Origin of the sequence: Rathayibacter sp. YIM 133350 (assembly GCF_037404875.1) — a bacterium.
Taxonomy (GTDB): domain Bacteria; phylum Actinomycetota; class Actinomycetes; order Actinomycetales; family Microbacteriaceae; genus Orlajensenia.
The window spans coordinates 1-13147 of sequence record NZ_JBBELO010000035.1; the positions used below are offsets into that span (position 1 = coordinate 1).

The following is a 13147-nucleotide window of genomic DNA, read 5'->3' on the forward strand; positions in this document are numbered from 1 at the left end:
CACAGCGCCCTCGGCGGCAAACCACCCATCAGTCGACTGTCACCAACCTGATGGCCGAGTACATCTAGGCGAGCGATCGCCTGCGGAAAATGTGAGATGGTGGCGCGCAGTCGAGCATTGCGCGACACTTTATGCACCCGTGCTCTAGGTGTGGTGACTCCCGTTTCAGTGAATGAAACGGGTTCAGATATCACGTCGGAGAGTTTGGGCGAGCTTCGGCGCTCATCGTCGCGACAGTGGTGGAAGGCCGGGAGATGGCGGACGATCGCAGCATGGTTGCGCGGGTTGTATTGACCCTGGACTGCTGCTTGGAGTCGTCCGATCCGGTCTCATTGGCTGCCCTATCCGCAGCTACCGGACTTCCCAAATCGACAGTGTGGCGTATCGCCGAGAACCTGACAAGCAAGGGTCTCTTGGCCAGGACTGCTGCGGGATACCAAGGCGGGGTGGGTCTGGTTGCTCGAGGTGATCAAGCCGCACGGCAATGGTCGCTCCGGGCGAACACAGTTCCTGAGCTCGTCGAACTGCACAAGCTGTCCGGAGCTGCGGTATGGGCTGTCGACGTGCGGAACTTCCCGGACTGGACCGTCGTTGGGTCCATTTACGACACATCCGCTGTTCGGAATAGGTACTCGGATGACTGGCGACACGATCCCACGGACGCCTCGATCATGGCATCAGCCCTCGGCCACGTGGGTCTAGCCGATCATCCCGACCGAGTCGAGAATCTGCTCCGTCGCGGAATACCTCGACTAACGCCGAACACCGAGACCAATCCGCAGCGCGTTCTCACCATCCTTCACCGGGCACGCCAGGACCGCGAGCTCATCGAACACGGTGGCGTGTGGCGTGGATGGTCCTGCATCGCCGTCCCGATAACAGATCATCGGCATGCGACGGTTGGTGTGTTGGGTGTCGTCGACCGGACGACGCGATTCGCCCCGAAGAGGCTTTCCCTTCTGGCGCATGCTTCTGCCGGTCGCCTCAGGGGGCAGTGGTCGCGAAGCGGAACGTAGCCCGACCGCGTCCGGAATCAAACTCGCGCCCGCCTGGGGGGCTTCTCCGGGCTGCGAACTGAACGCTGAAGAGATGCGTGACTCGGGCATGCTCCCGGCCTACCGGAATCGACGCGAGACCGGGCTAGTGCCGGCCGGTGGCGTAGACGTCGACGCAGATGACCCCCTGATTACCATCCTGGTCGGCGATCACGGTAAGCGCCGGAGCGTCGCTCTCATCGGCAATACTTTCGCCCGCAGCCACGGCGGCGCTGATGCGCGCCTCGGCTGCTTCGCGCGCCACGTAGACCTCGATGTGAAAGCGCTGCCCTGCCGGCACCGGTTCAGCGGCATCGCCGAACCAGAGATTCGGCACCCGGCCCGAGGCGTCCCTGATCTCATCACTCGGCGAGCCGCGTCCCTGACTCTCAGCGTTCCCGGTCAGGAGCGCCGCCCAGACGGGGGCGATGCTCGCCGACCGCGCCGTGTCGAGGCCGAGCTCGATGTGGCTCACGGAGGACGGATCGGCGACGAGTCGGAACTCGGCGGCGATCTCGGTGATGCGCCGGGCCAGGCCGATGTCCTGTAGCGTCGGGAACATCTCTCTCAGCCCCTGTGCCTGCGTGGAATGCTCATCGTGAAGCAGGTGCCCTCGCCCTCGGTGCTCTCAACGTCGAGCGTGCCGCCGTGTGCGATCACGATGGCCTTAGTGATGCTGAGCCCGAGTCCGACTCCCTGCACCGCCTGACGGGTCGCCGTCGACGACCGGAAGAACCGCGTGAACAGGCGGTCGACCTCGGCGGCCGGGATGCCCATGCCGGTGTCGTCGAAACGGATGCGCGCCCGCTCCCCCGACTCATCGAGACTCACCCGCACGGTTCCGCCCGACGGGGTGAACTTCACCGCGTTCGACAGGAGGTTGTCGCAGGCCTGGCCGAGCCGCATCGCATCGCCATACACCACGAGTTCCGACGGCGGGAGGTCGGCGGCGAGGGTGACCCCCCGGCCTTTAGCGCCCGGCGTGGCCGACTCCAACGAGGCCTCGACGATGGCACGCAGGTCGACCTCACGTCGTTCGAGGGGGAACTTGCCCGATTCGACCTGCGCCGTGAACAGCAGGTCGCCGACGAGCGAGAGGAGGCGGTTCGCATTGCGCTCCGCGACACCGAGGTATTGCAGTTGCTCCGCCGTCAACGGCGCTTCATCGTCGTCGCGGATGAGCTCGAGGTATCCGAGGATCGAACTGAGCGGCGTGCGCAGCTCGTGCGAGATCATGCCGACGAACTCGTCCTTCAGGCGTGCCACCTCGTGCGCCTGGGTGACGTCGGTTCCGACGAAGATGAAGCCGACGTGCTCGCCGGTCTCGTCGAGCCGTTCCGAGCCCGAGAGCTGAACCGGCACTCGATCTCCATCCGCGCGAACGAGCGACCACTCCGCGTTCGAGCCCCACGTGCGCTGGGCGGCTGCGACGAGCCCGGCGAACTCCTCGTGATCGGTGACCGGATCCACGCCCGCCTTGAAGCTGGCGGCACGGCTGCGCAGCATCTCGGAATCGAGGAAGTCGGTGATGTACTTCTTGTCCTCCGCGTCGGCTGCTGAGACGCCCAGCATACGCTCGGCTCCCGGGTTCCACGCGATGATGAGGCCGCGCAGATCGGTGACGATCACGGCCTCGAAGACGACGGCATCCCACACGCTGCGGTTGAACGCCTCGGCCTGGCGCAGCGTCACTGCGGCCTCTTCGAGGAGCGCTCCATTGCGTTCGGCCTCGAGCAACCGCTCGGCACGCTCCTCGGAGAGCTCGTGTGCGGCCGCCAGTTGCACCCGTGCCCGGTGTGCCAGATCGTTCACGATGCCCGCGACCGCCAGGTAGACCAGGGGCGCGAAGAAGCCGCGCAAAACCTGGCCGTCGTCCCACGCGGCCGTACCGCAGAGATACGGGAAGAACAGCACGACGCTCGTCGCGATTGCCGCGATAGCGATGTGGCGTCGACCCTCGAGCGAGGCGATCCAGATGACCGGAAGGATGATGAGCGCGCCGAACATCGAGGCGGCGCCGCCGGTTCCCACGCGGAAGAAGCCGAAGCCCACCAGGGTGAGCAGGGGCAGCAGGAAGACCCACTCCGACGGAACCCGCGTCTGGGGCAGCAACGAGAGGGCCGTGGTCGCGGCCACGCACGCGATTCCGATGCCGGCCCAGAGCGCATCCGTGATCTGGAGGTTCGGGATGAGGGTGATGGCGAGCAGTGCCGCGAGAAGGCCGATGAACGAGGGCAACTCCCGTAGGAAGTAGTTGCGCGAGCTGACCGACAGGCTCTGCAACCAGGTCACGGCGCTCACGGTGCGTCCTGACGGGCCCAGCCATCGGCGAGTTCGGCGAGTCGCTGGCCGAGTTGTCTCGGGCTGAACGGCTTCACGATGTACTCGTCGGCCCCGGCCGCGATGCCGGCGTCGAGCGCCGCCGCGTCCACGCTGGCCGACACGATCACGACGCGCGGATGCTGCCCCGCGGCGCGGGCCTGCTTCATCACTTCGAGCCCGGTCAGCTCCGGCATCGAGACGTCGAGCAGTGCGACCTCGATCTCCCCGGTGAGGATGGCATCGAGGGCCTGCCGACCATTCGAAACGGATGCCGCGACCTCGAAGCCCGCGCGCCGCGCCGCGATCTCGAGCAGCACGCGGAGGTCGGCGTCGTCGTCGGCGATCAGGGCGCGCAGCGGGGCCACGGTCATCGAGCTCCTTGAGTACTCAGGTCTGCGACGATCCGGCGTACCTGTTCCCCCGTGAAGGGCTTCGGCAGAACCGCGTCGGCCTGCGGGTAGTCGTGCGTGTCGAGCACCGAGGTGATCACGAGGGCGGCCTCTGGGGCACGCAGTCGCATCCGCTCGGCGACTGCCCAGCCGTCGGGCGGCGGCATGAGCAGGTCGATCACGATGATCTGCGGCGAGCGCCCCGCAAGCGCGTCCTCGGCGGCCGCTCCACTCTCTGCGGCGATCACCTCGCAGCCGGCGCGCTCGAACTGCGTGCGGAGCAGCGCGCGCTGATCGTCGCTGTCGTCGATGACGAGCACCAACGCACGGGATACCTGGGTCACAGGAAGAACACCTGCCTCACGATGACGAGCACGACGACGATCGCCAATGCGAGCAGCGCCTGCGGCACCAGCCGCCACTCCGACCTCCGATTATCGTCGATCTCCGCCTGCAGGCTGTCACGATTCAACTCGCTCATCCCATCACCCGTCCGGTCTTCTCGGTCTTGTCCCAGACCATCGCGGCCCCGCGGGCCTCCTTGATGTACGAGTCCACCGTGATCGCGCACAGCAGCGGCCCGTAGCCCACGAGGTAGACCAGGAGCGGGCTCAGGAAGCGACCGGCCTTCGTGTCGTCGATGCGCTTGGCCGCCCAGGCGGCGAGCATGGAGACCGAGATCCAGCCGTAGGTCGCCAGCGTGAACGCGACCAGGCCCTGCTCGGTGAACTTGAGTCCGAACCAACTCGGGATGACGCGCTCGACGAGGCCCGGGAACAACGCGGTGAACATCACGAAGATCGACAGCAGCCCCGGAAAGAGGACGGCCTCACGCCAACTCGATCGGCCGGTGGCTGGATCCAACTGCACCGCGAGCAGGATCGTATACACGTAGGTGCAGGTGGCGGTGATCCAGAGCACCCGGAACACCAGCAGCGAGAGCGGCGAGTTCAGCAGGAACAAACCGATCAGGCCGGCCGTGGACACGACCATGATGACGGGCAGCAGAAAGGTGCTGAACCAGAACAAGCCGAACGAGGTGCTGCCGAGACGGTGCTCCTTGGACGGTCGGAACCAGAGGTGCCGATACCGGGCGGTCAGCTGCACGTTGCCGCGGGCCCAGCGCAGGCGTTGCTTCCAGAGCGCGCCGATCTTGTGGGGTTCCTCGGCCAGCACGACGGCGTAGGGCTCGAAGACGACGCGACGCCCGGCGAGCTGGGTCTTGAAGGTGGTGACCGTGTCTTCGGCGAGCGAGCTCGTGTCGATGGCTCCGCCGATCGCCTCGAGGTTCGTGCGCGAGTGCAGCTGCGCACCGCCGGCCAGGCAGGCCAGCGCCCCGAGCACGTTCTGCGCACGCCGGCTGCCCATCTGGGAGAGCACGTACTCGAAGGCGACGAACCGGCTGAGGTAGTTCTTGTCACGGCTTCCCTCGGCGATGTACGCCGTCACCGCGCCGACCCGTTCGTCCGCGAGGTGCCGCGTCATGCGGCGCAGCGAGTCGGGCAGGTAGATCACGTCGGCATCCATGATGAGCAGGGCCTGCATCCAGTCGTCCTGCAGCACGTGACGGATGCCGTGGTTCAGGGTGTGCGCCTTGCCCTCGCCCCCGCGCTCCCTTCTCAGGTGGAAGACAGCTCCGGGGTACTGCACGGCCTTGGCTCGCACGACGTCGGGGGTGTCATCGGTCGAGGCGTCGTCGACGACGTAGATGCGCAACGCACCATCGGGGTACTCCAGGCCCATGAGGCGATCGATGGAGGCTCCGATGACCGCGCCCTCGTTCCACGCGGGCACGATCACGGCCACGTTCGGCAGATACGGTGCGGCGTCGCGGTAGTGGTTGCGCACCGCATGGAACGGCACGAGCAGGAACTGGTACGCCATCGTCAGCACGGGAACGATCCCCAGGAGCACCAGGAAGACCAGTACCCCGGCCACACCCCACTGCACGCCGCCCCACGCCTCGGCGCTCACGGTGAACCTCGGCCCTCGGCCGCAGCATCGAGGATCTCGACGACGCGCCGGTAGCGGCCGACGTCGGTCGAGACGTGGCTGTCGGTGGACGCGACGACCCGTGCGCCGGCGGCCCGGGCTGCGAGAACGACGCGCGCACCGGGGCACGCCCACTTCTCGTTCACCTCGATGAGGGTGCCGGTGCTCGCGGCCTCCCCCGCCCAGCGGGCGAGCAGGTCGTCGCTGAGGTCGTCTTCGTGCAGCCCCATCTTCGGCAGGATGGAGAAGGGATGCGCCAGTTGTGCCGCCGGCGCTCGATGCATCGCGCCGATCATGGCCTCCACGAGCATCTCGGCCGCGGCGGAAGGCGTCAGCCCGGCCGCGAGCTCGGCCCGCGCGCGGTCCGGCGTCCACGGCCCGTCCGGCCCCGGGAACTGGTGGTCGGCGATCACGATCGCCTCCACGCCGCCCGGCCCCACGACGAGGTCCTCGGGCACGTCGAGGGTTCCCGCAGCATCCAGGATCTTCGCCTCGACCCCCGTGTGGATGACGAGGCCGTCGGGCACCCGCTCCGCCGCGACGGCAGCGACGAACTCCGGCACCCAGCGCGTGGCTACCCGCACGTGGTCGATCAGGCGCAGTTCATGCAGGCCGGCATCATGGGCTGCACGGATGTTCTCGGCCAGCGTGCTCACGGCATCGTCCGAGAACTGCGAGTGCACGTGCCAGTCGCCGCGCAGCTCAGCGTGCCCGCCCGGCAGGGCCTCCCCCGCCCGCTCCCGCTCGGTGTTCACGGCGTCTCCAACACCTCGTCGACGGGCAGGAAGACGTCTTCGAGGTAGCGCACGTTGGCCACCTCGGCGAAGGGCACCTCGCGGGGAATCTCACGGCCGAGCGCCACGTCGACCGCGAGGGAGGGCATGTCGACGCCTGACGCGATGGTCAACGGCATCGCCCCCGAGAATCGCGGGTTGATCTCGAGCAGGGCGGGCTCGCCGTCGATGCTGTAGCGCAGCTGCACGTTGGCCACGCCCACGATGCCCGCCGCGCGAGCGCAGGCGGCCGCCGCGGCTTCGAGTTCCTCGCGGTGCACCGTGCGACCGGCAACGGCGACCCCCGAGTCGACGCGGGCGCGCAGCCGCGGTACGGCGGCGACCACGTGCCCATCGGATGCCACGATCACGTCGACCGAGAACTCCTCGCCGGGCAGGTTCTCCTGGATGATCTGCGTCTCGTCGGGCGCCGCGGCTTCCAGTTCGGCACGCGTGTGCACGAGGTGCACCCCGCGCGAGCCGGCGCCACTGCGCGGCTTGACGATGACGGGGAAGGTCCAGTCGTGCGCGATTCCGCCCGGCGTCAGCAGTTCCGTGTGGGGAACCCGGGCGTGCGGAGCGCAGGCCTGCACGAGGCGCCACTTGTCGAGGGCGGTCTCGAGCGCTTCCCCGCTGGCCGCGGCGAGCACCGCTCCGAGCTCGTCCCGTCGTCGCGCGAGCGGCGGCAGCTCGGCATCCACCGTCGAGACGACGACGTCGATGCCATCGGTCGCGACCAGGTCGATGACCGCGTCGACGAACTCGGGCGCACGCCCGGCCGGGATGATGCGTCGCCGTTCGGCTGCGACGAGATAGAGGCCGCTCGCCCAGCCGTCCATGTCGGCGGCGAACACGTCGAGATCCTCTCGGCGCAGCAACGAGCGGATGACCGCCACCCCCGCCGGGCCTCCGGCTCCGGTCACCAGTACCTTGTGCGTGTCAGCCACCCTGTCGTCTCCCGTCACTGGTTCGATCTCTCCCGGCCTCGATCCGCCGGCCGCGCGCCCGCTGCGCGTTCACAGTTCCTGCCCGACGCTCGTGATGCGGGACTGGCCCACGGCATCCGAAACCGGCGCCCCCACACCCGAACTGTCGCGCACGATCTCGAGCGGCTCGCTGAGGGTGCCGGTGCCGAAGCGCGACCAGTATCGCGCGGTGGCGAGCACGAAATCGGGTTCGAGGTAGTTCCGGATGCCCCACTGCGAGGCGAAGCACTTCAGCAGGGCCAGCTTGGTGTCGGTGAAGCCCTCGATGCTCACGAACCGGCTCGGACGGAAGTCGACGGTCGACGAGGGGCTCTGGTAGCACGCGACGGTCGCGACGTTGCGGGTCGCTATGAGCGAGGCCTCGTGCACCGCTCGATGATCCTGATGGCGGTCGTTGCGGCTGTGGGTGTAGACGATGGCCGGCGAGACCTCAGCGACCACCCGCTCGATGATGCCGACCGTCGGGTCGGCGTTCGGGATGCGGGTGTCCTCGAGGTCTTCGAGGAAGAGGCGCGCGCCGATGAGTTCCGCCGCCGCGAGCGACTCCCCTTGGCGGTCATCGACCGCCCCGCCCCGCGCACCACGCGAGAGCGTCAGGATGACCACGGGGTCGCCCGCTGCCGCATGCGCAGCGAGACTGCCGCCCACACCGATCTCGACGTCGTCGGGATGGGCACCGATCGCGAGTACGGTTCGCCTCTGTCTCCGGGCCACGGCGGCTCGGAACTCGGCAGCGAGCCGGTGCACGGTGTCTACGAGGACGGCCGACGGCACCGGCTTGGTGAGGAATTCGTTGGCGCGCTCGCGGAGCGCCCGCACCGCATAGTCGACGGATGCGTGCGCCGTCATGACGATCACCGGCAGCGCGCCATCCCTGCGCCGGGCCCAGTCGAGGATGTCGAGCCCGCTGGCACCCGGCAGCTCGACGTCGGTGACGATGACATCCGGCGCGAACTGAACGATCGCCTCCATCGCACCGACGCCGCTCGGCAGCACGCGAACCTCGCACGCGCCACGCCTGGTCAGGATGGTCTGCGTGTACAGGGCAACATCGTCGTCATCTTCGATGACGAGAACTCGGTAGGGCGACTCAGCCATGGCACCACATCACCACCACTCTATGCAGAGTGCCGCCGCGCCACAGACGTAATCCGCCGCGCCGCGCGGGGTGGCATTCCGCGGCGCGCCACCCGGATCCCTCAAGGTGGCGGACGAGTGAGCTCAGCCGCCGGTCAGCACGCCGGTCCGGCGAGCCGCCGCGACCGCGCGTCCCCGCGTCGGTGCATCGAGCTTGCGCAGCACCGCGGCGATGTGGTGCTCGACCGTGCGCGGGGAGAGCACAAGACGGTCGGCGATGTCGGCCGTCGAAAGGCCCTCGGCCAGAAGCCCGAGCACGTCGAGTTCCCGCGCGGTGAGCTGGGCCGGGTTGGTGCGGCTGGCGCCACGAGGCCGCCGCGGAAGCGGCAGCCCGCGATCGCGACGCGTGCGCAGCATGGCCTCGACGGCGGCCGTCGCCCCGAGCGCTTCGAGCGCCCGGACGGCGGACTGCGCGACCTCGACGTCGGCGTCGAACGCACAGGCGTAGGCAGCCCACAGGGGCGCGCCGACCGCATCCCACGCCTCGGCGGCCTGCTTCCAGGAGCCGCCGACCATGAGCGCGAACGGCTTCGCGCATCCATCAGCCTGCACGGTCGAGTCACCGCCGATCGTGCGCCACCAGGCCAACTCCCCCACCGCCCACGGATCATCGTGTCGGAGGGCGGATGCCCACGCCTCATCCGTGAGGGAACCGATGTCGCCGTCGCGACCGGCGAGCCAGGCGATTTCAGCGGCGGCGCAGGCGGCGGGTGCGATGCGCTGCAGCTCGCCCGTGCGCTCTGCCAGCGACAGGGCGATCGTGAGGTGATCGGACGCGTCCAGCCCACGGCGCGCCTCGATGCGCGCGACGGATGCGGCGGCCGGGATCGCCGAGATGGGCGCGAGGTCACGAGTCGCGAGAACGGCGCGACCTGTGGCGGTCGCCTCCTCCCACCGCCCGAGCTGCTGCAGCGCATCGGCCTGCCACGCCATCATGTAGCGCGACCACGAATCCAGGTCGCGCTCGGTGCAGTAGGCGACGCCCTCTTCGAGAATCCGCAGCGCCTCGTGCAGCCGTCGCTGCTCGACCGACATCGTTCCGAGGTTCGTATAGGCCCGCGCCGCATGCTCGTGCAGGTCGGAGTCGAGCGAGAGCCGCAGGCTCCGCCCGAGATTGCCCGCGCCCTCTTCCTCACGACCGCTGCTGAGCTGCGCCGTACCGATGTTGTTGAGCGCGTGGGCTTCCACCTCCGCATCGCCCAGGCGGTGGGCCAGCGCCAATGCTCGCTCGCCCCACGCGATCGCCTCGTCATCGTCCTTCGCGAGCATGCGGACCTGCGCCATGTTGCTCAGGGCCATCGCGAGCTCGTGACTGTCGCCGAGCGGTTCGAGCGTTGCGACGGCGCGGGCGGCGTACCGTTCGGCGTCATCGCCCCTGCCCAGGAACCACGAGAGCCGCGAGAGCCAGCGTTCGGCGTCGCCGGTCTCGCGCATCCGCTGCGCAACCTGGTGCGCCTCGAGCGCCTGGCGCCGGGCCGCGATCGCCTCGGGAAGCTGGTCGGTGAGATAGCACTCGTACGAGAGCGCCTCGAACAGCGCGGCGCGGTCGGGGCCACTCCCGCCGAAGTGGAGGGCGACACGCAATTGCGCGGCCGCCTCCCGATGGGCGCCGAGGCGTGCCGCCTGCCGGGCGGCGAGAGTCGCCTGGGCGAGGGCGGCCGCCTCGTCGCCGCACCCGGCCGCGTGGTGCGCGAGCCGGCGATGATCTTCGGGCATGCGTCGCGACAACTCGTGCAGCGCCCGCCGGTGCAACTGGCGGCGGCGGATGGCGGAGAGCCCCAGCTCGATCGACTCCCGGCCGAGCTCGTGGCGGAATCCGACGGACCCGTCACCGTGCTCCACCAGGATCCCGACGTCGAGCGGTTCCTGCACCGCGGTCACCGCCTGCCCGGCGACGGCCGCGAGCAGGTCGAGGCTCCCCTCCGTGCCCAGGATTGCGGCCGCGGCCACCACGTCCGACGCCGGCGACGAGAGCCGGGAGGCCCGTGCGAGCACGGCATCCCGAACGGTGGCCGGCAGCTCGTTGCGGCCGCCTGCCAGCACCTCGGTGACGAAGAACGCGTTGCCCGCCGTTCGTCCGTGCAGCGAAAGCGGGTCGAGTGGCACCTGCGCCTGCTCGATCAACGCGGCGACGCCTGCGACGCTCAAGGGCGGCACGAGAATGCGACGCACGCCCGGCTGCCCCGCCAGATCGCCCATGACGGCGGCGAGCGGATGGCGCGGGCTCACCTCGTCGTCGCGATAGGTGACGACGAGGAGGGTAGGCGTGCCCCCGAGTCGCCGGCCGAGGAAGCGCAGCGCGTCCAGCGTGGCCTCGTCCGCCCAGTGCAGGTCTTCGAGCACGAGCAGGGTGGGTTCCTCCGCGAGCTGTGAGCGCAGCCAGCGGAAGACGCCCACGCGATCGCCGTGCACCGACAGGTGCGCATCCAGTTCGGGAAGCGCGTCGCGGAAGGCGGAGAGCGCATCCGCGGTCGTCACGTTGTCGACGCCTCCCGTGCGCACCCGCACGCGATCGGTGACGGCGGATGCGAGGGCGCGCACGAGGGCGGACTTGCCCACGCCGGCCTCTCCTCCGACGAAGACGAGCCCGCCCGTCCCGGTGAGAGCCTCGTCGACGAGACCGACGAGATCACCGAGCACAGCGTCGCGCTCGACCAGCATGCGACTATTCAACCGCGCGGTGGCCGGTTCAGTCGCCCTCGATCACCGGGTAGACGGCATCGGCGACGAGACCGTGCGCCTCCCGGTGAACCCGGTTGGCGGCATCCGCGTCGGGTGCGTCGACCAGGCAGAAGATCTTGCCCTGTTCCTCGGCCACCCAGTAGCGCAGGTAGTGCACGCCGTGGTCTTCCTGCACGGCGAGGTCGGCGGCGTGTGCCGCCGCGACGTCGCCGACGGTGACGGAACCGTCGAGGTTGTGAACATCCATGTAGAGCGTCATGTCATCTCTCCTTGAGTCGGTGTCGCCGGCCGATTCAGCCGGCATGACAAGTACACCTCCGGAGCCGGGTGCCCGGAATCGGTCGGATCACCCATATTCGCGGTGCGCCGAGGCACCGGGATGCGGCCGCGTCGGCGAGAGGAACCTCGGCGCTGGATGGCCAAGAATGGGGAGATGAACGTCGACCCCGGGGATGAGCCGCGCTTCCGGAGCCCCGACCCGTGCCCACAGTGCGGAGACGTGCTCGACGGCGGCGTCATCGTGGGCGACGACGGCATCATGGTCATCACCGTCCGCTGCCTCACCTGCGGCTACAGCGCGTTGATCGACCCGTTCTCGTAGGGTGCCCAGTGGAGGGCGCCTCTCAGGCCGGAGGCTCCCAGAGCTCGATCGGGAGCCCCTCTGGATCGTGGATGCGGGCGAACCGCCCGTATTCCGCCGTCTCCCATTCCGGTCGGCGTTCGACCGCGATGCCCGCGACCTGCAGCGTCTCGGCCAGCGCATCCAGCTCACTCACGCGCAGGTTGAGCATGAACGGCTGGTCGGCCGGAAAGTAGTCGCTGTCGTCGGGGAACGGGGCGAAGACCGTCATGCCGGCCTGTTGCTCCCAGATGCCGTCGTGCCCCGCTTCGATGCCGAGGTGCTGCCGGTACCAGGCTGCGCGGGCCTCGGGATCGCGGCTGCGGAAGAAGATGCCGCCGATGCCTGTGACTGCCATGATCCGCCTCCCGATACACCGGATGTTCTCGATCACCCCGGCGTGATGCCGAGACGAGCTCAGCATACCGACGACCCGTTCGAGCGGGCGGCGCCGGCTGGCTCCGGCGAGCTGATCCGAGCGGGCTCGCTCGGATCAGGAGCCTTTTCGAATCGCCGTCCGAGATCAGGAGAGGCAACCTGAGCGCTGATCCGGTTACGCCTACTTCCCGTTGGCTCGCGCCCGCTTCTGTGCTCTGTACTCGTTCAGGAGCAGGAGCTCTAAGGCTGCGCCAAAAAGGACGGCAATCCACACTCCGGCCGATACGAATGTCAGGCCAAAGGCTCCCAACACGAAGACAGCGTTCACCACGATCATCGCTGCAAGCACGCCCTCGAGCGGAGGCGAACTCAGCCTGCGCCTCGCCGATCTATACGTCACGTGAACCCCCGTTCGGATCCAACGCGAACCGATCAAGCTCATCTAATGAATGCATGTCAACGAGGACCAATCCATGCGACCAAACGTGAGTAATGAGGCCTTGGCACGGGAGCGTCAAGCCGCTGGATAGCCCTTCCCTGCCACTTCTTGCCCCAGTGCGATCGACGGTCACGTTAGCGCATAAGTTTCTTCCTCGACCCACGACCGCGACTACCAACCCCAGAAACAACGAAATCCCCTCCCGAAGGAGAGGATTTCGTGAACCATGTCCCGACACATCCAGAAAGGATGTCTCGACACATCAAATTGGTTGCGGGGGCAGGATTTGAACCTACGACCTCTGGGAGGCTTAAGCTCACCTTCGGTCCGCACCGGTTGTCTCGGGAACTCGCGGGTTCCCTCTTATTTACAGGGAACCAGACGGTTCGCTGTCTC

The 13147-nt window shown here is 68.4% G+C and carries 15 protein-coding genes; 2 read left to right on the top strand and 13 right to left on the bottom strand.

Features of this window, described 5'->3' with window-relative positions; genetic code table 11:
- Nucleotides 1-194 (bottom strand): hypothetical protein (locus WDJ51_RS13930; RefSeq protein WP_337853077.1); only part of this gene is annotated, 194 nt, incomplete at its 3' end.
- 78 nt (nt 195-272) lie between these two features.
- On the opposite strand from WDJ51_RS13930, the gene WDJ51_RS15530 reads away from it, so the two are divergent.
- Nucleotides 273-1016, top strand: a complete 744-nt coding sequence (locus tag WDJ51_RS15530) for an IclR family transcriptional regulator domain-containing protein (RefSeq protein WP_443218503.1) — start codon at nt 273-275, stop codon at nt 1014-1016.
- Nucleotides 1017-1140: 124 nt separating this feature from the next.
- Here the strand turns inward: WDJ51_RS15530 and WDJ51_RS13935 are convergent, their stop codons facing one another.
- The 11 genes from WDJ51_RS13935 to WDJ51_RS13985 all read right to left on the bottom strand — a co-directional run bounded on the left by WDJ51_RS13935 (nt 1141) and on the right by WDJ51_RS13985 (nt 11574).
- On the bottom strand, nt 1141-1596 hold the full coding sequence (locus tag WDJ51_RS13935; protein WP_337853078.1) for a VOC family protein: 456 nt from the start codon (nt 1594-1596) through the stop codon (nt 1141-1143).
- A 5-nt stretch (nt 1597-1601) separates the two neighbouring features.
- The gene (locus WDJ51_RS13940; RefSeq protein WP_337853079.1) at nt 1602-3326 is read right to left on the bottom strand and encodes an ATP-binding protein; all 1725 of its coding nucleotides are present in this window, start codon (nt 3324-3326) and stop codon (nt 1602-1604) included.
- A 5-nt stretch (nt 3327-3331) separates the two neighbouring features.
- Entirely contained in the window at nt 3332-3727 is a 396-nt protein-coding gene (locus WDJ51_RS13945; RefSeq protein WP_337853080.1) for a response regulator, read from the bottom strand.
- The gene (locus WDJ51_RS13950; RefSeq protein WP_337853081.1) at nt 3724-4089 is read right to left on the bottom strand and encodes a response regulator; all 366 of its coding nucleotides are present in this window, start codon (nt 4087-4089) and stop codon (nt 3724-3726) included. The genes WDJ51_RS13945 and WDJ51_RS13950 overlap by 4 nt, the downstream gene beginning before the upstream one ends.
- Nucleotides 4086-4226, bottom strand: a complete 141-nt coding sequence (locus tag WDJ51_RS13955) for a hypothetical protein (protein WP_337853082.1) — start codon at nt 4224-4226, stop codon at nt 4086-4088. The genes WDJ51_RS13950 and WDJ51_RS13955 overlap by 4 nt, the downstream gene beginning before the upstream one ends.
- Nucleotides 4223-5719: a glycosyltransferase gene (locus WDJ51_RS13960; protein WP_337853083.1), complete on the bottom strand. Its 1497-nt coding sequence runs from the start codon at nt 5717-5719 to the stop codon at nt 4223-4225. Before WDJ51_RS13960 ends, WDJ51_RS13955 begins: the two co-directional genes overlap by 4 nt.
- The gene (locus tag WDJ51_RS13965) at nt 5716-6492 is read right to left on the bottom strand and encodes a PHP domain-containing protein (RefSeq protein ID WP_337853084.1); all 777 of its coding nucleotides are present in this window, start codon (nt 6490-6492) and stop codon (nt 5716-5718) included. Before WDJ51_RS13965 ends, WDJ51_RS13960 begins: the two co-directional genes overlap by 4 nt.
- Nucleotides 6489-7457, bottom strand: coding sequence for an ATP-grasp domain-containing protein (locus WDJ51_RS13970; protein WP_337853085.1), 969 nt, complete (start codon nt 7455-7457; stop codon nt 6489-6491). The genes WDJ51_RS13965 and WDJ51_RS13970 overlap by 4 nt, the downstream gene beginning before the upstream one ends.
- Nucleotides 7458-7526: 69 nt before the next feature.
- Complete coding sequence (locus WDJ51_RS13975) at nt 7527-8594, bottom strand: response regulator (RefSeq protein ID WP_337853086.1); 1068 nt, start codon at nt 8592-8594, stop codon at nt 7527-7529.
- A gap of 123 nt (nt 8595-8717) precedes the next feature.
- Nucleotides 8718-11294, bottom strand: coding sequence for an ATP-binding protein (locus tag WDJ51_RS13980; RefSeq protein ID WP_337853087.1), 2577 nt, complete (start codon nt 11292-11294; stop codon nt 8718-8720).
- Nucleotides 11295-11322: 28 nt separating this feature from the next.
- On the bottom strand, nt 11323-11574 hold the full coding sequence (locus WDJ51_RS13985) for a DUF4242 domain-containing protein (protein WP_337853088.1): 252 nt from the start codon (nt 11572-11574) through the stop codon (nt 11323-11325).
- 174 nt (nt 11575-11748) lie between these two features.
- Between WDJ51_RS13985 and WDJ51_RS13990 the strand changes: the two genes are divergently transcribed.
- Complete coding sequence (locus WDJ51_RS13990; protein WP_337853089.1) at nt 11749-11916, top strand: hypothetical protein; 168 nt, start codon at nt 11749-11751, stop codon at nt 11914-11916.
- 22 nt (nt 11917-11938) lie between these two features.
- Here the strand turns inward: WDJ51_RS13990 and WDJ51_RS13995 are convergent, their stop codons facing one another.
- On the bottom strand, nt 11939-12292 hold the full coding sequence (locus tag WDJ51_RS13995; protein ID WP_337853090.1) for a VOC family protein: 354 nt from the start codon (nt 12290-12292) through the stop codon (nt 11939-11941).
- Nucleotides 12293-13147: the final 855 nt, after the last annotated feature.